At 35.4% G+C, this 21,942-nt stretch carries 24 protein-coding genes and 1 pseudogene; 21 read left to right on the top strand and 4 right to left on the bottom strand.

Annotated features, from left to right (window positions below; translation table 11 throughout):
• Positions 1 to 129 precede the first annotated feature (129 nt).
• The 4 genes and pseudogenes from A6B44_RS05655 to A6B44_RS05640 all read right to left on the bottom strand — a co-directional run.
• Positions 130 to 756, bottom strand: a complete 627-nt coding sequence (locus A6B44_RS05655; protein ID WP_090922691.1) for an ATP-binding cassette domain-containing protein — start codon at positions 754 to 756, stop codon at positions 130 to 132.
• On the bottom strand, positions 756 to 1,439 hold the full coding sequence (gene modB / locus A6B44_RS05650) for a molybdate ABC transporter permease subunit (RefSeq protein WP_090922693.1): 684 nt from the start codon (positions 1,437 to 1,439) through the stop codon (positions 756 to 758). Before modB ends, A6B44_RS05655 begins: the two co-directional genes overlap by 1 nt.
• The gene (gene modA, locus A6B44_RS05645) at positions 1,432 to 2,163 is read right to left on the bottom strand and encodes a molybdate ABC transporter substrate-binding protein (protein WP_090922695.1); all 732 of its coding nucleotides are present in this window, start codon (positions 2,161 to 2,163) and stop codon (positions 1,432 to 1,434) included. Before modA ends, modB begins: the two co-directional genes overlap by 8 nt.
• Positions 2,164 to 2,338: 175 nt before the next feature.
• Positions 2,339 to 2,881: pseudogene (locus A6B44_RS05640) on the bottom strand (acetate uptake transporter); the annotation flags it as partial.
• A gap of 273 nt (positions 2,882 to 3,154) precedes the next feature.
• On the opposite strand from A6B44_RS05640, the gene A6B44_RS05635 reads away from it, so the two are divergent.
• From A6B44_RS05635 to A6B44_RS05535, 21 genes are all read left to right on the top strand, one after another.
• The gene (locus tag A6B44_RS05635; RefSeq protein ID WP_090922699.1) at positions 3,155 to 3,847 is read left to right on the top strand and encodes a transferrin-binding protein-like solute binding protein; all 693 of its coding nucleotides are present in this window, start codon (positions 3,155 to 3,157) and stop codon (positions 3,845 to 3,847) included.
• Positions 3,848 to 4,043: 196 nt separating this feature from the next.
• On the top strand, positions 4,044 to 4,874 hold the full coding sequence (locus tag A6B44_RS05630; RefSeq protein ID WP_090922702.1) for a transferrin-binding protein-like solute binding protein: 831 nt from the start codon (positions 4,044 to 4,046) through the stop codon (positions 4,872 to 4,874).
• 116 nt (positions 4,875 to 4,990) lie between these two features.
• The gene (locus A6B44_RS05625; RefSeq protein WP_090922704.1) at positions 4,991 to 6,433 is read left to right on the top strand and encodes a surface lipoprotein assembly modifier; all 1,443 of its coding nucleotides are present in this window, start codon (positions 4,991 to 4,993) and stop codon (positions 6,431 to 6,433) included.
• A 170-nt stretch (positions 6,434 to 6,603) separates the two neighbouring features.
• Positions 6,604 to 7,836, top strand: coding sequence for a molybdopterin molybdotransferase MoeA (gene moeA, locus A6B44_RS05620; RefSeq protein WP_090922706.1), 1,233 nt, complete (start codon positions 6,604 to 6,606; stop codon positions 7,834 to 7,836).
• Between the two features lie 8 nt (positions 7,837 to 7,844).
• On the top strand, positions 7,845 to 8,852 hold the full coding sequence (gene moaA, locus A6B44_RS05615) for a GTP 3',8-cyclase MoaA (RefSeq protein WP_090922708.1): 1,008 nt from the start codon (positions 7,845 to 7,847) through the stop codon (positions 8,850 to 8,852).
• Between the two features lie 4 nt (positions 8,853 to 8,856).
• Complete coding sequence (gene moaB / locus A6B44_RS05610) at positions 8,857 to 9,375, top strand: molybdenum cofactor biosynthesis protein B (protein ID WP_090922710.1); 519 nt, start codon at positions 8,857 to 8,859, stop codon at positions 9,373 to 9,375.
• An 18-nt stretch (positions 9,376 to 9,393) separates the two neighbouring features.
• Positions 9,394 to 10,026: a molybdenum cofactor guanylyltransferase gene (gene mobA / locus A6B44_RS05605; RefSeq protein ID WP_090922712.1), complete on the top strand. Its 633-nt coding sequence runs from the start codon at positions 9,394 to 9,396 to the stop codon at positions 10,024 to 10,026.
• A gap of 4 nt (positions 10,027 to 10,030) precedes the next feature.
• Complete coding sequence (gene moaC / locus A6B44_RS05600) at positions 10,031 to 10,507, top strand: cyclic pyranopterin monophosphate synthase MoaC (protein WP_090922714.1); 477 nt, start codon at positions 10,031 to 10,033, stop codon at positions 10,505 to 10,507.
• On the top strand, positions 10,491 to 10,748 hold the full coding sequence (locus tag A6B44_RS05595) for a MoaD/ThiS family protein (protein ID WP_090922716.1): 258 nt from the start codon (positions 10,491 to 10,493) through the stop codon (positions 10,746 to 10,748). Before moaC ends, A6B44_RS05595 begins: the two co-directional genes overlap by 17 nt.
• Before the next feature lie 2 nt (positions 10,749 to 10,750).
• Positions 10,751 to 11,176, top strand: a complete 426-nt coding sequence (locus A6B44_RS05590) for a molybdenum cofactor biosynthesis protein MoaE (protein WP_115315008.1) — start codon at positions 10,751 to 10,753, stop codon at positions 11,174 to 11,176.
• A gap of 3 nt (positions 11,177 to 11,179) precedes the next feature.
• Positions 11,180 to 12,223, top strand: a complete 1,044-nt coding sequence (locus tag A6B44_RS05585) for a HesA/MoeB/ThiF family protein (protein WP_090922719.1) — start codon at positions 11,180 to 11,182, stop codon at positions 12,221 to 12,223.
• Positions 12,224 to 12,467: 244 nt separating this feature from the next.
• Positions 12,468 to 13,616, top strand: a complete 1,149-nt coding sequence (gene torC / locus A6B44_RS05580) for a pentaheme c-type cytochrome TorC (RefSeq protein ID WP_090922721.1) — start codon at positions 12,468 to 12,470, stop codon at positions 13,614 to 13,616.
• A gap of 11 nt (positions 13,617 to 13,627) precedes the next feature.
• A complete protein-coding gene (torA, locus tag A6B44_RS05575) occupies positions 13,628 to 16,108 on the top strand; it encodes a trimethylamine-N-oxide reductase TorA (RefSeq protein ID WP_090922723.1) in 2,481 nt (826 codons plus the stop codon).
• Positions 16,109 to 16,111: 3 nt separating this feature from the next.
• Entirely contained in the window at positions 16,112 to 16,699 is a 588-nt protein-coding gene (gene torD, locus A6B44_RS05570) for a molecular chaperone TorD (protein WP_090922725.1), read from the top strand.
• Between the two features lie 94 nt (positions 16,700 to 16,793).
• Positions 16,794 to 17,015: a twin-arginine translocase TatA/TatE family subunit gene (gene tatA / locus A6B44_RS05565; protein ID WP_090922727.1), complete on the top strand. Its 222-nt coding sequence runs from the start codon at positions 16,794 to 16,796 to the stop codon at positions 17,013 to 17,015.
• A gap of 107 nt (positions 17,016 to 17,122) precedes the next feature.
• The gene (ccmA, locus tag A6B44_RS05560) at positions 17,123 to 17,779 is read left to right on the top strand and encodes a cytochrome c biogenesis heme-transporting ATPase CcmA (RefSeq protein WP_090922729.1); all 657 of its coding nucleotides are present in this window, start codon (positions 17,123 to 17,125) and stop codon (positions 17,777 to 17,779) included.
• Entirely contained in the window at positions 17,769 to 18,434 is a 666-nt protein-coding gene (gene ccmB, locus A6B44_RS05555) for a heme exporter protein CcmB (protein WP_090922731.1), read from the top strand. Before ccmA ends, ccmB begins: the two co-directional genes overlap by 11 nt.
• 14 nt (positions 18,435 to 18,448) lie before the next feature.
• On the top strand, positions 18,449 to 19,180 hold the full coding sequence (locus tag A6B44_RS05550) for a heme ABC transporter permease (protein ID WP_090922733.1): 732 nt from the start codon (positions 18,449 to 18,451) through the stop codon (positions 19,178 to 19,180).
• 98 nt (positions 19,181 to 19,278) lie between these two features.
• Positions 19,279 to 19,476, top strand: coding sequence for a heme exporter protein CcmD (ccmD, locus tag A6B44_RS05545; protein ID WP_090922737.1), 198 nt, complete (start codon positions 19,279 to 19,281; stop codon positions 19,474 to 19,476).
• Positions 19,473 to 19,988, top strand: coding sequence for a cytochrome c maturation protein CcmE (gene ccmE, locus A6B44_RS05540; RefSeq protein ID WP_090922739.1), 516 nt, complete (start codon positions 19,473 to 19,475; stop codon positions 19,986 to 19,988). The genes ccmD and ccmE overlap by 4 nt, the downstream gene beginning before the upstream one ends.
• Entirely contained in the window at positions 19,988 to 21,937 is a 1,950-nt protein-coding gene (locus A6B44_RS05535) for a heme lyase CcmF/NrfE family subunit (RefSeq protein WP_090922740.1), read from the top strand. The genes ccmE and A6B44_RS05535 overlap by 1 nt, the downstream gene beginning before the upstream one ends.
• Positions 21,938 to 21,942: the final 5 nt, after the last annotated feature.

Below are 21,942 nucleotides of genomic sequence, written 5' to 3'. Positions count from 1 at the left end.
TGTTTTTTTATGGTGTAAGGAAAGTGTTTAAAGAACGAATTCGGAGTATAGACACCTAATGCTTCGATACTTCGACAGGCTCAGCAAGCGGTGTCTGTCGAGAGCTCAGTGACTGGTGTTTAGTTGATTTTAATCTAACTGAATAATTTGATCAGATTTAATATATTTCAACTCTTCAGAATCGTGAGATACATAGATCGCAGGTAAATTGCGTTGCTCTAAATAATCCATTAAATAATCTAAAATAATACTTTTGCGTTGTTCATCAATGGCAGAAAAGGCTTCATCAAATAGAAAAAGACTTGGTGTGTTCATTATAGATTGAATAACCAATGCTCGTTGGGTTTCTCCTGAAGAGAGTTGATCGGGTAATTTCAGTTTACAGTGATGGAGGTCAAAAATGCCAAATAATTCATCTAAATTAGGTAAGGCATAATCAGAACAACTTCGTCTTTTTTGAGCAAAAGCGATATTTTTTTCTATATTTATAAAAGGCAATAAACAACTCTCTTGTCCTACATAGGCAATAGGGCGTTTTTCAGCAGGGATGAAAATATCATTTTGTTGAAATACTTGATTATTGACAATAAATGTATTGTTAGGCGAGTAGTCTAGTCCTGCCATTAAACGTAATAAACTGGTTTTTCCACAACCTGATTTTCCTTTAATAATAGTAATTTTATTCCCTGATAATTCTGCATTAAAAGAGAGTGAAAAATCCGTTCGTTTAATGTTGAAATCGCATTTTATGGTCATTACAGTTTTACCACGCTGTTAAATGAGTGATTAATTTTAAAGATAAATAATAATAAAACAAAAGAGATTACCAGTAAAATTCCTGCAAGCCAATGGGCTTGAATATAGTTTAGGGATTCTACGTGATCGTAAATGGCAATAGAAACAACTTGTGTTTTATTGGGAATATTTCCCCCTAACATCAATACCACACCAAATTCCCCTAATGTATGGGCAAAGCCCAATACTGAAGCTGTCATAAAACCTCGTTTTGCCATTGGTAATACAATATGGATAAAACGATCTAAGGGGTTGGTATTGAGTACTTTTGCGGTTTCAATAACATTGGGATTAATACTCGCAAAGGCATTGGTTAAAGGTTGGGTGACATAGGGGAATGAATACACAATAGAACCAATCACCAAACCTGAGAAAGAGAATAAGATAGTTTCACCAGTCAGTTGGAACACTAGAGAACCAATAAAACTATTGGGATTGAGTAAAATTAATAGATAAAAGCCTAATACTGTTGGCGGTAGGACAAGAGGTAACGCAATCAAGGCTTCAATAATAAATTTAAAGCGATTGCGTGATGTGGCTAACCAAAAGGCAATAGGCGTACCGATAATAAGTAAACACAGTGTCGTTGTGATACTGAGTTTAAATGAGAGTAATAATGCCTGAAATGAAATGTCATCAATCATTGAGGGAATATCCATCGGCTAAGATTAAATTTTGTACTTCTTTAGAGTGAAAATAATGTAAAAATTGTTGCACTTCTTTGTTATCGTGAATAATTGCCACATCTTGTTTAATTAAAGAATGGTAGCGTTGTGGTACTAACCAAAGATTATTTTCATTAATTTGTTTATTTTGCTTAACTTGAGAATAAGCAACAAAACCTGTATCACTTGCCCCTGATGTGACAAAATGATAAGTCTGTGCAATATTTTCACCAAAAATATATAAAGGCTGTTTTATTTTCCATAGTTCTAATAATTCTAATGTTTCTTTTGCTGCAATTCCGTAAGGTGCATATTTAGGGTTGGCTAATGCAAGGTGGTTACTCTTCTGTTTTACCGCTTCTTCAAAGGTTGTTTTTTCGCCATTGTATTGTGGTTTCCAATAAACCAAACGACCGATGGCGTAAGTAAAGGTACGTATTGCTTTTTGTTGCTTTAATAATTCATTAGGGCGTTTTTGATCGGCAGAAAAAAATAAATCAATGGGTGCACCGTATTGAATTTGAGCGTAGTGTTTTCCACTTGAACCTGAAAGAATATTGATTTTTGTAGCGGTCACATTCGTATAACTTTTTACAATTTTTTGCATTGTAGGTACAAAGTTACTGGCTACGGCAATATTAATATCCGCAAAGCAGTTTGTTGTAAAAAATAGTAGTAGATAGACTATTTTTTTTAAATTCATTATTTGAATACCATAAAATCATTATTTAATAGTGGGTTTATAATATTGTTGAGTATAAATTGCAACAATTAAATTGTATTTTATATGATGAAAATCATTATTTGGTCTTTTGAGGTTAAGTGGAATAAAAAAGGTTGATCTTATGAAATCAACTTTTGGCATTATATATTAATATCTATTTAGTCGGTTCACCAATAGGTAACAGAGTACGCCCAAAACTTTCATTAATTACTTCTGCAGAAGCAAGGTAAAATGCTGCAAGAGCAGTCAAATAACCAAAATAACCACCAATATGGGTGATACTATGATTGCCTGTAAAATCACCAATTGCAAGTAGGTAAAAGGTGAGGGTAAGTAAACCAAAAATGGTTTGTAAAGCACGTGGTTTAGTGAGAGTTGCGACAAACATCATTAAGGTAAATGTTCCCCAAGCAACGAGATACCAAGCAATAAATGAGGTTTCTACACCTGTAGTAAAAAAGAGTTTAAAGAGGGCAAAACTCCACCAAAATGCACCATAACTGGTAAAAGCCGTAAATCCAAAAGTATTACCTTTTGCAAACTCAAACATACCCGCTATCATTTGAGCGGTGCCACCAAAAGCCAATCCCATAGCTAAAACTAAGCCTACATTTGAGCTTGAAAAATGACCAGTATTAATTAAGCTGAGTAACCAAGTGGTTAACGCAAAGCCACAAAGACCCAGTGGGGCAGGATTGGTGTAACTTGTTTATTCATAAAATTCCTTGAAAATATAAAAGAGGGCGGATTCTAACAAATATTTATGCTTTTTCAATTAAAATATGATGAAAATAATTAAATGCAAAAATAATGGTGATAAGTAGCATAAAAATGCAAAATAACGTTTAAAAAACAAACGGTTTTATTTGTTTTATGACATCAATTGTATGTTTTGTAAATAACAGTTGCTAATAGTTGTTTTTTGGGATAATAATGGCTTGTTTTTTAACTCATTTAACAGGAATTAATTATGAAAAACAAAGTATTAGCTATTACACTATTTACCATTTTAATCACTAACGGAAGAGGTTATGCAATAAGTGGTGAAAGTGTATCTATATCGAATGGTACCAATCACTCTTCTGATGTTACTAATCATAGTAACGAAAGGAATATGTTTTTAAACAATATACCTAAAGAGGAAATAAATCAATTTGTACTGAATGGCACGGAAATTACTCTTGTGCCAAGTAATGTCTCAATTACAGGAATGATTATTAATAATCGTGGTATTTTTTATGGTGATACTTTAACTAAAGCGGCGAGTGGTACAAAATATAGCTACTCGCGTTTTGGCATTTTAGTTCCTGACAATAGCGATATGCTAGGGTTTAGTCAAGGTGAACTCACAACCTTAGATGATATGCCAGTAAGTAACACGGATGTGAAATATCTTGGTGATTTTGTAAATTATGATGCAGGATTGCAAGAATTTGCAAGGGGTAGAATAGACATTAATGTTAACTTTTATAATAAGACACTTACTATAGAACAATCGAATGATCAGTTAAATAAAACGATGAAAGGTGATATTACAGGGAATACATTCACCTTTGACTCAGGAAAGGGAAAAGGTCAATTTTATGGTTCACAAGCTGTAGAAATGGGTGGTGTTCATAAGGATCACAACATAGTGACCAGTTTTGGTGCTAAAAAACAGTAACCAAGCGGTATGATTAATATAAAAATTTACCAAAATTAAATTAAATAAGGAGGCTTTTGCTTCCTTTTTTAGTTATTTATCAACTTATGAGTTAAATCACACTTTCAGAAAATTTTTTAAATAGTAGTTGCTAAACCATTTTCTTTTTTGCACAGTCATTGATAGTTTTTTCACTTGTTAAAGGTAAGGTATTATTATGAAAAAATTAATATTATCAACTGCAATGGCTTTAGTTTTAACGGCTTGTGGGAGTGCTGGTAACAGTAATTCTGCTGATAAGATAAAATCTGGTAAGGTTGAAGGTGTTTTATTAGCCTATGATTTACAAAATCCTGTTAAGAAACAATCCGAAGATCCTGCTGGAAATATTACCGAATATGACGATTATGTGTTAAAAATGACTCGATTGTCTAAGAATAAGGACATTAACAGTATTAAGATCAATTCTATCGATGTTCAATTGTTACCTGATGGATATGACAAACAAGAAAATTATGAAAAACAAGCAACTTATTATGACGAAAATGCAGTAGGTGGTCCACAGCCAAAAGGACAGGTGTTATGTACAGCTGTTAGTGGTAAAAAATATAAATATGTTCGTTTTGGGGTTCATAATGCTTATGTTTATGATTCAAGCAAGCCAAATCCTCATGCAAAAGATCCTGAATTAGGAATGTTTGTGCAAGGTTATATAACAACAAATATGCCAACAAAGGCTACGTCCGATCCTGTTGTTTATATTGGTGATGCTTATGGTGGTGCTCGAGCATTAACTAAAGGTAAAAGTGAAATTAAAGTAAACTTTAAGGATAAAACTTTAGCAGGTACTTTATTTGATTGGAATGATTATAAGTTTGTTGATAAGAAAACACCAATTATTCACTTTAATGCTAATATTAAAGAGAATAAGTTTGAAGGAGAAAATGTACAAGGTGCATTTTTTGGTGATAAAGCAGCTGAAGTTGGCGGTATTTATTATAATAAACAAAAAAATGAAGGTGCTGTTTTTGGTGCTAAAAAGCAGTAACCAAGCGGTACGATTTATATAAAAATTTACCAAAAAAATATTGTTGTAGAGACGTAGTATGCTACGTCTCTACGATATTAATGATATTGAAAGCCTAATTAAATAAAAGAATTTAAATGAAAAAACAACTGCAACTAGTTAGTATTTTAACCCTTACCGTAATTTCCACTTCTGTGATGGCAAAGGATTATACACCAGCAGATTATAAGTCTGAAACTAATCCTGATCTTCAAGTGATCGATAAAATTGAAAAATTTGCAAAAAATGATAAAAAAGTGACCGCTTCTGTGCTTCAAAAAAAGAGTGAAGCGGTACAAGTTAATGAGCAAAACTTATTGGCTAATCCTTCTTTGTTAAAACGTGCAATGCGAAGTGTGATTTTAACCAAACAGATGGCAGGTATTGAGGTGGTGTTGCCGATTTATCAAAAATTAGCTGATGCTGATCCGTTATTGATCACTTATGCCAAAGGGCTTTTAGCACATTCCAAAGGACAGCTTGATAAGGCGATCAATTATTATCGTGAGATTATTGCAAGTAATCCTGAAATGTCGGTAGTACGTTTGGATTTAGCGATGGCATTATATGCTAATCAACAAAAGCCGACTGCTTATGAGCAGCTTAAAAAATTACAAAGTGAACCTTTGCCGCCAGCTGTTGCAAAAATGGTGCAGCAAATGAGGGTAAATATCGATCGTGAACAAGAGTGGCAGTGGAATGCAAATTTTTATTTTCGTAACGAGCGCAATATTAACAATGCACCCAAAGAGCGAGAAGTGGAGTATAAAGGCGGTAAAGTGACGACACCGACACCTGAAAAAGCACAGGGCATACATTTAGATTTAAGTGTGTCAAAACGTTTTAATTTAAAGGGTAATTTTTATAGCAATTTGCAGCTAGATTTAAATAGTGATTTATTTTGGAATAATCATAAATATGACGACGTGTCTGCTCAACTTGGAGTGGGAATAGGCTATCAAACAGCACAATTTACTGCGCAAATCCAACCTTTTGCTAAAAAACGCTTTTATGCAACGGATCCTTATTCTGTTAGCTATGGGGCGAGTGGATTTGAAAGTTATCAATTTACACCACGTTTTAAGCTGTCTAATAATTGGTCGTGGGAATATGAGAAATTTGATACCAGAAAACACTTAAATGGTCAGCGTCAATTCGTGGGTATTTCAGCATTATTTATGCGAAATTCACAGCAATATTGGTTAGCAGGAATTAATCTTTATAATAAACAAGCACGAGATCAAGATGATGCTTTTATTCGTAAGGGTGCCTATATTGGTTTAGGACAAGAGTGGCAAGGCGGTTTATCATCTAAGTTGATTTTATCATTGGGAAAACGTGATTATAAAGGCGTAGATATTTTTAATATTAAACGTTCTGATAAGGAATATTCCGCAAAACTGTCACTATGGCACCGTAATTGGCACTGGCTTGGTATAACACCTCGTTTGGTTTTATCTTGGAACAAAACAAGCAGCAACCATTTTTTATATAATACACAAGAAAGCAACGTAAATATTGAGTTTTCAAAATCATTTTAATTTTATGTTTTATTCGTCTGTAGTAAGGTTATACAATGAACTTACATATTTTGTTCTAATTTGTTATAATCACGCTCTTTTTGTTTGCTAATTAGAATAGAAAAGCATTAAATGAGTTTTATGAGTCAATAATAAGACAAATTTTTAATCTTAAATATGGATAAATAAATATGATTCACGTTGAAGAGCTACGTCGCATTATTATAGAGGATATAACAAGTATCCCTAAGAACACACAAACTGAAGAGGTTGAATTACTTAATGCGATTGGTAGAGTATTAAGTGATGATATTATCTCTAGTATCAATATTCCAACGTCATCAGTATCCGCAATGGATGGCTATGCATTACACTCAAGTGAGCAAAATTTTCAAGAAAAAAGTGAATTTGTCTGTATTGGAGAATCTATCGCAGGAAAACCTTTTGATGGCGTGTTAGGTTCTGGTGAATGCGTGCGTATTATGACGGGGGCAGTAATTCCTGAAAATACCGATTGTGTGGTAATGCAAGAGAATGTTCAGCGTGAAGAAGCAGAAAATAAAATCACAATTAAGCTAATGAAAGAGCAACCTTTGGGCAATAATATCCGTCGTGAAGGCGAGGAAGTGTCTAAGGGGGTAGCGGTATTAAAAGCAGGACATTGTATTTCTGTTACTGATATTCCTTTATTAGCAAGTGTTGGTTATGCAACAGTGAAAGTCTATGCGTCGTTAAAAGTTGCAGTTTTCTCAACAGGCGATGAGTTGCGTGAAGCGGGTGAAGAATTACAAAAAGGGCAAATCTACGATTCAAACCGTCCAACCGTTAAAGCATTATTACAATCTTTCCCTGTTATCATCAATGATTACGGCATTATCAAAGACAATCCTGATGAAATTAGTCGTATTTTAGAAAAAGCAGCGAGTGAAAATGACATTGTTGTAACCTCTGGCGGCGTGTCTGTTGGGGATTATGATTTCTTAAAAGATTGCGTGAGCAAACTTGGTAATATCGTGCAATATAAAGTGGCATTAAAGCCAGGAAAACCTTTTGTGTTTGGGCATTTAGGCAAGGCACGTTATTTTGGCTTACCAGGTAATCCACTTTCAACCACAATCAGTGCAACCTTATTCTTACTACCCGCAATTTATCAATATTTTGGTGTAACCTTGCCGAAATTAAGCGTAAAAGCAAAATTAGGCAATGAAATTAAACGTCGTTCAGGTCGTACTGAATTACAACGTGGTTTTGTTGAGAAAGACGCAAATAATGATTGGGTGGTTTACACGCAATTCTCACAAGATTCACACCGTATTTATCAGTTAAGCCAAGCAAATGCATTTGTCTATTTGCCAGCAGAGAAAGCTGAATTTGAAAAAGAGGAATATGTTGAGATTTTCCCTTTAAACGGCAAATTTTTGTAGAGGTGTAAATGAGAAATCTTACCGAGTCTGATAATAAATCAGCCCCTTTAACTGATTTATTTCAGCGGAGATTGAGTTATTTACGCTTGTCAGTCACTGATTTATGTAATTTTAAATGTAATTATTGCTTGCCTGATGGTTATCAAGGAAAGAAGCCGAAGAATGAATTAACGGTATCTGAAATTGATAATTTGGTTTCAACTTTTGCGGATTTAGGCACAAAGAAGATCCGTTTAACAGGTGGCGAGCCAACGTTAAGAAAAGACATTAACGAGATTATCCAAGTTTGTCAGCGACCAGAGAATATTGAAAAAGTCGCTTTAACGACTAACGGTTGGAAGTTGGAGCAACATTATAAAAAGTGGATCGACTCAGGACTGAATCAGATCAATATCAGCGTGGATAGTTTAGACGAAGATACCTTTGAGCAGATCACGGGGCGACGTTCTTTGGGATCGATTTTAAGAGCAATTGATTTGATAATGGATTATAAGCCGTTACCGATTAAACTGAATGCGGTATTGTTGAAAGAAAGTGGCGTTCAGCAACTTCACAGTGTTTTGGCATTTATCAAGGATAAACCGATCAGCTTCCGCTTTATTGAGTTAATGCAAACCGCTGAGAATAATTTATTATTTGAAAATTCGCATTTAAGTGCGAGTCGCATTGTAAAAATTTTAGAAAGAGAAGGTTGGACGGCGTTGCCACGAGGTAAAGACGCAGGTCCAGCCGTAGAATATGCTCACCCTGATTATATGGGACGAATGGGCGTGATAGCACCTTATAGCAAAGATTTTTGTAAAAATTGTAACCGTTTAAGAGTAACCGCAATGGGAAACTTGCATTTATGTTTGTTTGACAGTTGTGCGTTTAATATTCGTCCTTATTTGGCGGATGGAAAGCGGTCAGATTTGATCAATTATTTACAAAATTTAATGCCACAAAAACCAGAAATGCACCATTTACACGAGAACAATTCTGGCTTAATTACAAATTTATCTATGATTGGAGGATAAGAAAATGCACGACGGTGGAAAACAATTTGAACCATTAAATATCGCCATTTTAACGGTATCGGATACCCGTACTTTTGCGGAAGATACGTCAGGCGATTACTTACAAGAGTCGTTATTAAAAGCAGGACATAATTTATATGAACGTAAATTGTGTACCGATCATCTTTATGATATTCGTGCAATTGTAAGTCAATGGATTGCGGATAAAGAATGCCAAGTTGTGATTATCACAGGTGGTACAGGTTTTTACGATAAAGATATTACCCCAGAAGCGGTGAGCATTTTATTTGATAAAACTGTTGATGGCTTTGGCGAAGTATTCCGTCAATGTTCACAAAATACGGTTCAATTATCAACGATTCAATCACGTGCCGTAGCAGGTGTGGCAAATCGTACTTTGATTTTTGCCATTCCAGGTTCAACTGGGGCGTGTAAAACAGCGTGGGGCGATATTTTAGAAAATCAATTAGATGCAAGAACTAAACCTTGCAACTTTGTGCCACACGTTAGATTTATCAAATAATTTTTGTAAAGAGTAAGAATGAATAAATTAGCACATATCGCCATTTTAGCAGGTGGCAACAGCCGCCGAATGGGGCAGAATAAAGCACAGCTACTTTTTGAAGGCGAAACCTTGCTTTCAAGATTAGTGCAAGACGCTTGTCAATTAGGCTTAGCCACTTTTGTATGTGCTGATGATTACACTTATTCAGAAATTGCAACGCAGAATATTACGTTATCCCCTGATTTATTGCTGAATAAGTCAGGGGCATTATCTGCCATTCAACCTGTGTTAGAGCAGAGCTATTTAGCAAATCGGCAGTGGTTGTGGGTATATAGCTGTGATGCGTTGTTGTTACCGTCAGAAATTATTGATTTATTTCAGCAAGCGATCGATGAAATCGATGCAAATCAAGATACACAAACAAAAACAATTTTATTAAAAAATCACAAGTTATTGCCATTGGTGGGTTTATATCACACATCGTTGGTGAAGGATTTAAAAGATTATTTATTAGCTGGCAATCGTAGAGTAATGCCATTTTGTGATCAATTTAAGATGAAAGAAATTGAATTGCCAGATTCTGTGAGTTTATGTTGTAATTTTAATACGCCAGAGCAGTTTGAGAATGCAAAGCAACAGTACACGCAATATAGAAAAAATATAGGTTAAAATAATGAATTTTACGCATTTAGATAATAATGGAAATGCAAATATGGTGGGCGTGAGCAATAAAGTTGCCACACACCGCACAGCCAAAGCGATGGCCAAAATCCGTTTTCCACAAGATATTTATCAAATTATTTTGGAAAATGATCGTCAAACCCCAAAAGGCTCAATCGAAGGTATCGCACGAATTGCAGGGATTATGGGAGCAAAACAAACGTCAAATTTAATTCCACTTTGCCATCCATTACCTTTGGAAAAATGCGAAGTCTCTTTTGAATATTCAGAAACTGAGCCTGTTTTAACCATTTATACCTCTGCGGAAGTGACCCATAAAACTGGGATTGAAATGGAAGCTTTAACCGCAGCTAGCGTTGCTGCTTTAACGGTTTATGATATGTGTAAGGCATTAACGCACAATATGATTATTGAAGACGTTCGCTTATTAGAAAAAACAGGGGGCAAAAAAGATGTCTGTATCAAATAATACCTTTAAAATTTTATATTTTGCGGTTTTTCAAGAAAAGGCGAATAAAGCAGAAGAAATACGCCCGTTAAGTGACAACCTAACCGCTGAAATGTTGTTTAGCAATATTTGTACAGAGCTAGGTGTTGAGTTATCTCAAAAACAAGTACGAGTAAGCGTGAATCATCAGTTTACCGCTTGGGATACGGTTATTATGCCAAATGATATTGTAGCATTTATTCCACCAGTGGCAGGGGGCTAATGATGTTTTTAATTAAATCCGAAGAATTTGATATTGAAAGCTACAAAAAAGAGCTACGTTTAGATGAATGTGGCGGTTATTGTAGTTTTGAAGGCTGGGTAAGAAATCATAATAACGACAATCAAGTGCGTGGGTTGGAATACAGTGCGTATGAAGAATTAGCCGTTGCCACAGGCGAGAAAATCGTAGCCCAAGCAAAAGAGCTGTTTGATATTGAAGAGGCAATTTGTATTCATCGTGTGGGTAAATTAGCGATTGGCGATTTAGCGGTGTGGGTTGGCGTGAGTGCCAAACATCGTGGGGCAACCTTTGAAGCTTGTCAGTATATTATTAACACCTTGAAAGCCGATGTGCCGATCTGGAAAAAAGAGTTTTATTTAGACAAAGAAACGCACGAGTGGGTTTCAAATATTGAGAGCCGACCTTAGTTTATGCAACATTCAACCCTTGATGTTTCTCGTCAATTACTTGTAAAAGGAATGACGGCGGAGAAGCAACAGCAATTAAATAACAGTCGAGTATTAGTTATTGGAGCAGGTGGGCTAGCAACAACGGCGGTCAGTTATTTAGCAATGTCAGGTATTGGGCATATTACGATTGTTGATTATGATGATATCGAACCAAGTAATTTGCACCGTCAAACGTTGTTTACCCAAAATGATTTAGGTAACAATAAAGCAGAAACGGTTAAGCAATATTTATTGGCACGTAACCCGCAGTTAGATGTAAAAGCCATCGGTTCGTCATTAGATGTGCAAACATTATTACGTTTAATCTCACAATATGATGTGGTGTTAGATTGTACGGATATGTTGTCTTTTAGCTATATGCTAAATGATGTCGCGATTTTACGCCAAATCCCCGTTATCTTCGCAAATGCCTCTGCAATGACAGGGCAACTATTTACGATGATCCCACAACAAGATCAGCCATTTAGCTGTTTCCGTTGTATGTGGCCAGAAGGTGTAGAAGTAACAGGAAGTTGCGATATTCTTGGAGTATTAGGTCCTGTTCCAGGTACGATGGGTTGTTTGCAAGCCTTAGAAACGATTAAGCTACTTTCAGGATTTTATCCTGTGGCGGAAAGTGTGCTTTATCATTTTGATTTTTATTCGTTGAGTTTAAATAAAATTACTATTCCTTTTGATCACGATTGTTGTCATTCGCAGAGTGATAAAGCGATTGTTGAGCGATATACAGCAAATTTAGTTTTTCAAGGGGAATTAAGCGAAGCATTGGAACAGGGGTATGAAATTATTGATATTCGTCGTGAAAATGAAGTGAATACAAAACCTTGTGAATATGCGACAGCCCATTTTACGCCAGATCAATTATTAGATAATCCAAGTGATTTTCTATCAAAGTCTAAATCCTATATTTTTATTTGTAGCAATGGCACAAGAAGTAAAAGTCTTGTGAAATATTTACAATATAGTGGATTTAGTCAAACGTTTACTTATCAAGAAGATTGGTAAAGTTTGTAGAGTAAGCGGTAATATTTTCCATAAAATTTGCAAATTTTATTCAAAATGTAACCGCTTATAATAGAAGCAATACTTTATTATTAAACAAAGATTGTTTGATTTTAAACAACTTTTATTAAGGTATCTAGCTATATATCTATAATTATAACTGTATAATGCAAAGTTAATATTATTTATTTTTTATTACTGGTTTTAGCCAGTAAGTTTATTTTTTATTTTTAAGTTGGGGTGTTCAATGAAAGTATTTCATTGGTTAAAGAATTTTTTCTTTAAGCCGTCTAAATTAGGATTAGGCGTATTATTAGTAACAGGTGCTATTGCAGGTATTATTGCTTGGATAGTTTTTAATACGGTAATGGAAGAAACCAGTACTGAAGAGTTTTGTGTAAGTTGCCATTCAATGCAACAACCATTAGAAGAATTGAAAGAAAAATCTCATTTTTCAAATAAATTCGGTGTAAGTGCTTCTTGTGGAGATTGTCACGTACCACACAAGAAAATTGACAAATATATTCGTAAAATTGAAGCGCTTAAAGAAGTGTTTGCAGAAGTGACGGGTAAATATGATGAAGAAGGTTCTTTTGAAAAACACCGTTTAGAAATGGCGGAAAGAGAGTGGGCAAGAATGTCTGCAAATGGTTCTCAAGCGTGTAAAAATTGCCACCGTTATGATCGTATGAAGTTTGATGAAATGAAACCTGCGGCACGTGAAGTAATGAAAGCGGCGGCAGCAAAAGATCAAAGTTGTATTGATTGTCACAAAGGTATTTCGCACCATTTACCAAAACCAAAAGAGGTTGAGGCAGTGAGTGATTTAACCGCAGGAACAACGTATTTCACGAAAGAAAGTGCGAAATTATTCACTGATGAAAATATGCAACAGGAAATTGGTTATTTAGAAACGGCCGTACCTGTGAAATTTGTTAAATCAGGCGATAAGTCTGACTTAGTTGAGTTTACCGTATGGCGTAAAGCAAAAGGTTTTGGACGTATTGGTTATCACGAAATGGGTAAAAATATTACCGATGCGGTATTAACAAAAGCGTTTATGAAAACAAAACCAAAACAATATGAAGTACTTGAAAAAGTTAAAGATTCTGTTACTCGTTTAAAATGGCAAAAAATTAAATTGCAAGCGTGGGTAGCAAAATCACAGTTAATAGAGAACATTGATAGCCTTTGGGCGAAAGCAGAAGGTGTGTATAAAACACAATGTAGCGTTTGTCATAAGCAACCAGATGTTGCACATTTTGATGCAAATACTTGGATTGGTTTATTTAATGGAATGGTTGGCTTTACTAGTATAGATGAAACAACTGGTAAACAAGTATTGCGTTATTTACAAATGCACTCATCAGATTTTGAAAAACATCCGAATAAATAAGGAGAAACATTATGCAACAATCTCGTCGTCAGTTTTTAACCAGTGCTTCGGCAATGGCTGCAACTCTTTCAATGCCAAGCTTTCTTGTTTCAAGAAGTGCTTTTGCAAATGCAGAGTCATCAGAATGGAAATTAACCGGTTCACACTGGGGTGCATTCCGTGCCAAAGTTGAAAATGGTAAAGTAAGTGCAGTTAAAGCATTTGAGTATGATAAAAACCCAACAGAAATGCTTAAAGGTATTAAAGGATTAATTTATAGTGAAGCCCGTGTTCGCTATCCTATGGTACGTTTAGATTGGCTTAAAAACCGTAAAAATCCTGAAAAATTGGTCGGTGTTGAAAACCGTGGAGATAACCGTTTTGTACGTGTATCTTGGGATGATGCGTTAGATTATTTCTATCAAGAATTAGATCGTGTTCAAAAAAATTATGGTCCTTGGGCATTACACACGGCAAACGTAGGTTGGCGTTCAACAGGTCAATTCCACAGCTGTGGTAACCATATGAATCGTGCAGTAGGTATGTTTGGTCATAGTGTCACTTCTGCTGGGGACTATTCTACTGGTGCAGGGCAAGTGATCCTTCCTTATGTTTTAGGTTCAACCGAAGTTTATTCACAAGGTACGTCTTGGGACGTAATCTTAAAAGAAAGTGAAAATATCATTTTCTGGTCAAGCGATCCTGTTAAAAACTTACAAGTAGGTTGGAACTGTGAAACTCACGAAGCTTATGCTTATTTAGAACAATTAAAACAGAAAGTTGCGGCAAAAGGCGTAAATGTCATTTCTGTTGACCCTGTTAAAACAAAAACACAGAATTTCTTAGGTTGTGAACATCAGTATATCAACCCACAAACAGACGTTGCGATGATGTTGGCAATGGCGTATGTGCTTTATACTGAAAAATTATACAATGAAGACTTTATTGATACTTATACCGTAGGTTTTGAAGATTTTGTTCCATACTTAATGGGTGAAACAGAAGATAAAGTTGCAAAAACACCAGAATGGGCAGAAAAAATCTGTGGTATTCCAGCAGATAAAATCCGTGAATTTACTCGCTCATTAGTCGGTAAACGTACACAGTTTATCTTTGGTTGGGCAATTCAACGTCAACAACACGGCGAACAACCATATTGGATGGCAGCTGTTTTAGCATCAATGTTAGGACAAATTGGTTTACCAGGTGGTGGTATCAGTTATGCTCACCATTATAGCTCAGTGGGTGTATCAAGCTCAGGAGCGGCAATGCCAGGTGCATTCCCTCTTAATATTGATGAAGGTCAAAAGCCTGTTTACGATAACAAAGATTATAAAGGTTATAGTGCGGTTATTCCTGTGGCAAGAGCAACAGATTCTATTCTTCACGCTGGCGAAACCATTAACTATAACGGTAAAAAAGTGGTTTATGCACCATATAAAATGGTTATCTTCTCTGGTTGTAACCAGTGGCATCGTCAGTCACAACATAACAAAATGAAAGAAGCGTTTAAAAAATTAGAAACTGTTATTTCTGTTGATTATGCTTGGACTGCAACTTGTCGTTTTGCTGATATTGTATTACCAGCTTGTACACCATTTGAACGTAATGATATTGATGGTTACGGCTCATACAGTGCACGTGGTGTGATTAAAATGGAAAAATTAGTTGAGCCATTATACGAGTCTCGTCCAGACTTTGAGATCTTTAAAGATCTTTGTAAACGTTTTGGTAAAGAGAAAGAATATACGCGTGGTATGGATGAAATGCAATGGGTTGAGTCACTTTACGAAGATTGTCGTAAAGAGAATAATGGCAAATTTGAAATGCCTCCATTTGCAGAATTCTGGAAAAAAGGTTATGTGTTATTCCCAGAAGGTAAACCTTGGGTACGTCACGCTGACTTCATTGAAGATCCAGAATTACACGCATTAGGTACACCATCAGGCTTTATTGAAATATTTAGTAATAAGATTGCTGAGTATGGGTATAATAACTGTAAAGGTCACCCAATGTGGTTCGAAAAAGAAGAACGTTCACACGGCGGTCCTAAATCAGATAAATATCCATTCTGGTTACAATCAGCTCACCCTGATAAACGTTTACACTCACAAATGTGTCAATCAAAAGAGTTACGTGAAACTTACGCAATTCAAGGTCGTGAGCCATTATTTATGAACCCAGAAGATGCGAAAAAATTAGGTATTGCTCACGGTGATTTGGTTCGTGTATTTAATGATCGTGGTCAAGCAATTGTAGGTGCACATTTATCTGATAACTTCCCAAGTGGTGTATTACGTTTACAAGAAGGGGCTTGGTTCTCTCCATTAGGAGCAGAAGACGGTGCTATTGATACCTATGGTTCACCAAATACAATGACATTAGATATTGGTACATCTGAGCTTGCTCAAGCAGTATCGGCAAATACTTGTATTGTGAATGTTGAAAAATATCAAGGTGATGCACCAGCACCAAATGGCTTTACTGGTCCAACAGAAGTTAAGTTATCATAAAATATGATTAACTTAGCAAAAGAAGAAAAGGCATTTCTTTGCACGTGGTTTGGCAGTTTGCTAAGCCACGAGCTTACAGAAGAGCAGCTTAAACAATATCAGCGAGGTACGTTTGAGCCATTATTTGAATTATTATCTGAGCTGTTATCTGAACGAGGATTTTCATCACAGGTTCAACAGATTAAATCTGATATAACTCAAATCAATGAAATGCCTTATGGTCAGTTAGAGCTAGCAGCTGATTTTACGCAACTTTTCTTACTTGATGGAGAAAGTAGTGCATTGCCGTATGCTTCTGCTTATTTAGAAGAAGAGGATTTAGCAACGAACCTTAACTATATGGATTCATTGTTAACACAATTTGGATTGCAATTTAATCAAGAAAGTAAAGAACCCAGCGATCATATTGGTGTTTATTTGGAAATCTTGAATAAATTAGTGACAGAATCTGATTCTGAAAAACAGCAAGATTTTATACAAAATTATTTATTAATATGGTTAATTCCATTTAATGAAAAAGTACAAAAAGTTAAAACCAAAACAATGTTTTACCAAAATATTGTAGCGGTACTTGTTGCGATATTCAGTTAATAAGGTAGCGTTAAATTTATAACGAAGTGTGGTTGGATAAAAAATATTCAACCACATTTTATTCTATTTAGAGTATTATTTTTAGGAGATGAAAATGGGAATTAGTCCTTGGCAGTTATTAGCAATTGTTGTTGTCGTTATATTACTTTTTGGAACAAAAAAATTAAGAAATATGGGTTCTGATCTTGGTGGAGCAATGAAAGATTTCAAAAAGGCAATGAAAGATGAAGGACAAGAAATCGAAGCTAAAGATGCAGAATTTGAAAAAATTGTAGATGAAGTTAAACAAGATACAGTAAAGCAAGAGAAAAAATAAAATTCTCTTATAAATAAAGGCTATTTTTAAGATCCTGTGATAAATTTATTTTCACAGGGTTTCTTGTTATTAGTATTTTATAAAAAATAAAGATTAATCCATATATTATGTCAAACAATAATCAATTAAAAGTTGTGCAACTTTGTTGCCAGAGAGGAAATAAACGACTATTCAGTCATTTAGATTTTTGCTGGAATGCAGGTGATTTTGTGCAAGTTGAAGGACATAATGGTATTGGAAAAACCAGCTTGTTACGTATTTTAGTTGGATTAGCTCAACCTTTAAGCGGTGAGATCTTTTGGAATAATTGCAAAATTCATAAAAATCGAGAAGAGTATCACCATAATTTACTTTATTTAGGACATCTTGCAGGAATTAAACAAGAATTAACCGCTTGGGAAAATTTACAATTTTATCAAAAAGTGACAGATTGTAAGCAAGGCGACGATATTTTGTGGGACGTTTTGCAAAAGGTTGGTCTGTTTGGGCGTGAAGACATTATTGCAAGCCAACTTTCAGCGGGGCAACAAAAACGTATTGCTTTAGCACGATTATGGTTATCTAATGCACCTTTGTGGATTTTAGATGAACCTTTTAATGCGATTGATAAACAAGGTGTTCAGGTTTTAACCCAATTATTTGAGCAACATACTCAAAAAGGGGGAATTGTAATTTTAACCAGTCATCAAGCAATTCCAAGTGAAAAATTGAAAATACTTCAATTAGAAGAGTATAAATATCAGGATAATTATGATGATATTTAGCCAAGTTATTAAAAGAGAATTACAAATTGCAATGCGAAAGCAAGCAGAAATTTTAAATCCATTATGGTTTTTTCTGATTGTTTTAACGTTGTTTCCACTCGCTGTGGGATCGGATCCCGTATTACTTTCAAAAATTGCAGCGGGGATTGTATGGGTAGCAGCATTACTTTCAGCATTGCTTTCTTTTGAGCGTTTATTTCGTGATGATTTTATAGATGGTTCGTTAGAACAACTAATGCTTATTTCTCAACCTCTACCAATAGTTGTATTGGCAAAAGTTGTTGCTCATTGGTTATTAACAGGTTTACCCTTGATTTTATTATCCCCTATTGCGGCATTATTACTCTCTTTGGAAATTCAAGTTTGGTGGGCATTGGTATTAACATTATTATTGGGAACTCCTATTTTAAGTTGTATTGGTGCAATAGGCGTAGCATTAACTGTTGGGCTAAGAAAAGGAGGCGTTTTATTAAGTTTATTAGTCCTTCCTCTTTTTATTCCAGTATTAATTTTTTCCGCCTCAGTATTAGATGCAGCAAATTTACAATTACCTTATCACGGTCAACTGGCTATTTTAGGGGCATTTTTAACAATAGCAATCACTTTATCACCTTTTGCAATTGCCACTGCATTAAGAATTAGTTTAGATCAATAAAAGGATAACAAAGAATGTGGAAATGGTTACACCCTTATGCTAAATCAGAAACTCAGTATTATTTGTGTGGAAAATTTATTCCATTATTTGCAGTACTAAGTATTGCATTATTAGGCGTTGGAATTGTATGGGGGTTGGCTTTCGCTCCAGCAGATTACCAACAAGGGAATAGTTTTAGAATTATGTATATTCACGTTCCAAGTGCAATTTGGTCTATGGCTGTTTATGGTTCAATGGCAATTGCGGCTGTTGTGGCATTAGTTTGGCAAATTAAACAAGCCCATATTGCAATGATTGCAATGGCACCGATTGGAGCAACTTTTACATTTATTGCACTGGTCACAGGAGCTATTTGGGGCAAACCAATGTGGGGTACTTGGTGGGTGTGGGACGCACGTTTAACCGCAGAACTTATTTTATTTTTTCTTTATATTGGTGTAATCGCACTTTATTCAGCCTTTCAAAATGAAAAGGTAGGGGCAAAAGCAGCGGGTATTTTGAGTATTGTTGGGGTAATCAATTTACCTATTATTCACTTTTCAGTGGAATGGTGGAATACGCTACATCAGGGAGCGAGTATTACAAAATTTGAAAAACCATCCATCGCTACCCCAATGCTAATACCATTAATTTTATGTATTTTTGGTTTTATGATGCTTTATATTTGGTTTACCTTAGTACGTTACCGAGTAGAATTAGTGAGAAGTGAGAAAAATCGTGCTTGGGTACAGAATCTAGTAAAATAAGCGGTTATATTTAATTAAAAATTTACACATTTTAATACTTTTGTAGAGACAGGGCATGCCCTGTCTACGAATATACAAATATGGAGAATAGAACAACAATGTTTTTTCAATCTTGGAGTGATTTTTTTAATATGGGAGGCTACGGTTTTTATGTCTGGCTCGCTTATGGGATTTCTTTTGTCGCAATTTTAGTTTTAGGTTTGCAAAGTATTAGCAGTAAGAAAGCACTATTTAAAGAAATAAAACGAGAACAACAGCGTAAACAACGTCAACAAACAATAAGAGGGAGCTTATGAACCCTAGACGTAAATCCAGACTAACCATCATTATTTTTGTATTAGTGGGCGTGACTATTGCGTCCACTTTGATGCTCTATGCACTGCGTCAAAATATTGATTTATTTTATACACCATCAGAAGTAATTTATGGTAAAAACGACGATGTTTCCACTAAACCTAAAGTAGGGCAACGTATCCGTGTGGGCGGAATGGTTGTGGTTGGTTCTGTTGAACGTGATAATAAAAGTTTAAAAGTTACCTTTGAACTGAATGATATAGGACCTTCAATGACGGTTAAATATGATGGTATCTTGCCTGATTTATTCCGTGAAGGGCAGGGAATAGTTGCTCAAGGGGTGCTTGTTGCACCAACAGTGTTAGAAGCAACAGAAGTATTAGCAAAACACGATGAAAACTATGTACCACCTGAATTAAATGACCAAATGAAAAAAATTCATAAACCTATGGGTGTGTCTAATTTAACGCGTGAAAGTGAAAAAGATCGTCAACAATTGAAAGAAGGTAATTAATGATTGCTGAATTAGGTAACTATACTTTATCCCTCAGTTTAGCTATTTCATTGCTCTTAGCTATTTTTCCACTTTGGGGTGCTGAAAAAGGTAATGCTCAGTTAATGGCGTTGGCTCGTCCAATGGCATACAGTTTATTTTTAAGTTTAACTCTTTCTTTTTTTGCGTTATTTTATTTATTTGCAACCAATGATTTCTCAGTGCAATATATCGTAAACAATTCCAATACAAATTTACCTTTGGAATACCGTTTATCAGCAGTGTGGGGATCTCACGAAGGGTCACTTTTATTATGGATTTGGTTGCTTTCCCTTTGGAGTGCTGCCGTTGCCTTTTTTAGCAAACCGTTGCCACAAGAAGCGGTCGCTCGTGTATTAGGTATTTTAGGTATTGTGGCGATTGGATTTTTAATCTTTGTATTATTTACCTCTAATCCTTTTGATCGAACTTTCCCTGACTTTCCAGTAGAAGGGCGAGAACTTAATCCTTTATTACAAGATATAGGATTAATTTTTCATCCTCCATTACTCTATATGGGCTATGTGGGATTCTCTGTTGCCTTTGCCTTTGCGATTGCGTCATTGATGACAGGGCGACTTGATACCGCTTGGGCAAGATGGTCACGCCCTTGGACAATGGCTGCGTGGATTTTTCTTACATTAGGAATTGTATTAGGTTCTTGGTGGGCATATTACGAACTTGGCTGGGGCGGTTGGTGGTTCTGGGATCCTGTTGAAAATGCCTCGCTAATGCCTTGGTTGGCTGGAACAGGCTTATTACATTCCCTTGCTGTGACTGAAAAACGAGGTTCATTTAAAGCGTGGACAGTGTTATTAGCTATTTTAGCTTTTTCACTCTGTTTATTAGGTACGTTTTTAGTACGTTCAGGTATCTTAGTTTCTGTGCATAGTTTTGCCTCTGATCCTACACGTGGTTTATATATTTTAGCTTATTTAATCGTTGTTGTGGGTGGATCCTTTGGATTATACGCTTACAAAGGAAATCAAATTCGTTCTCGCCATAATGCAGAACATTATTCACGAGAAACAGCCCTATTTTTAAATAATATTTTCTTAATGACTGCATTAACAGTGGTTTTTTTAGGGACATTATTACCTTTAATTCATAAGCAATTAGGGTTGGGAACAATCTCTGTTGGTGCACCTTTCTTTAACCAAATGTTCCTCTATATTATGATTCCTTTTGCCCTATTACTAGGTGTGGGTCCTTTAATAAAATGGCGACGAGATCAGTTTTGTGCTATTCGTAAACCTTTTATTATCAGCTTAATTATTATGCTAATTTTAGGTTTTATGTTACCGCTTGTACTACAAAGTAAAATTACCGCAACATCCGTATTAGGATCAATGATATCTGTATTTATCGTGCTATTTAGTCTTTATGGACTACATCAACGATCCACCCATAGACACAGTTTCTTAGTGGGAATAACCAAATTATCTCGTTCTCATTGGGGAATGATATTGGCTCATTTAGGGGTCGCAATGACAGTATGGGGCATCGCATTTAGCCAAAATTACAGTGTTGAACGTGATGTACGAATGAATGTTGGAGAAAGTGTCAAAGTCGCTGATTATGATTTCAAATTACAAGGTATCTCAGAGGCAAACGGGGCAAACTATATCGGCGGTAAGGCTCAAATTGATATTACCAAAAATGGGCAATTTGAAACCACATTATTTGCAGAAAAACGTTTTTATACAGTCAGCAAAATGTCGATGACGGAAGCAGCCATTGATTGGGGATTTAACCGTGATTTATATGTAGCCTTAGGTGAACAACTTTCAGATGGTGCGTGGGCATTACGTTTATACTACAAACCATTTATCCGTTGGATTTGGTTTGGGGGTATATTTATGGTACTTGGCGGTTTGCTGTGTATTTTTGATCGCCGTTATCGTTTTTCAACATTGTTAAAAGAGAAGTAAATTAT

Origin of the sequence: Pasteurella skyensis (assembly GCF_013377295.1) — a bacterium.
Classification (GTDB): domain Bacteria; phylum Pseudomonadota; class Gammaproteobacteria; order Enterobacterales; family Pasteurellaceae; genus Phocoenobacter; species Phocoenobacter skyensis.
The sequence above is the reverse complement of the archived record's forward strand: the minus strand, read 5'-3'. Positions and strand labels throughout refer to the sequence as shown.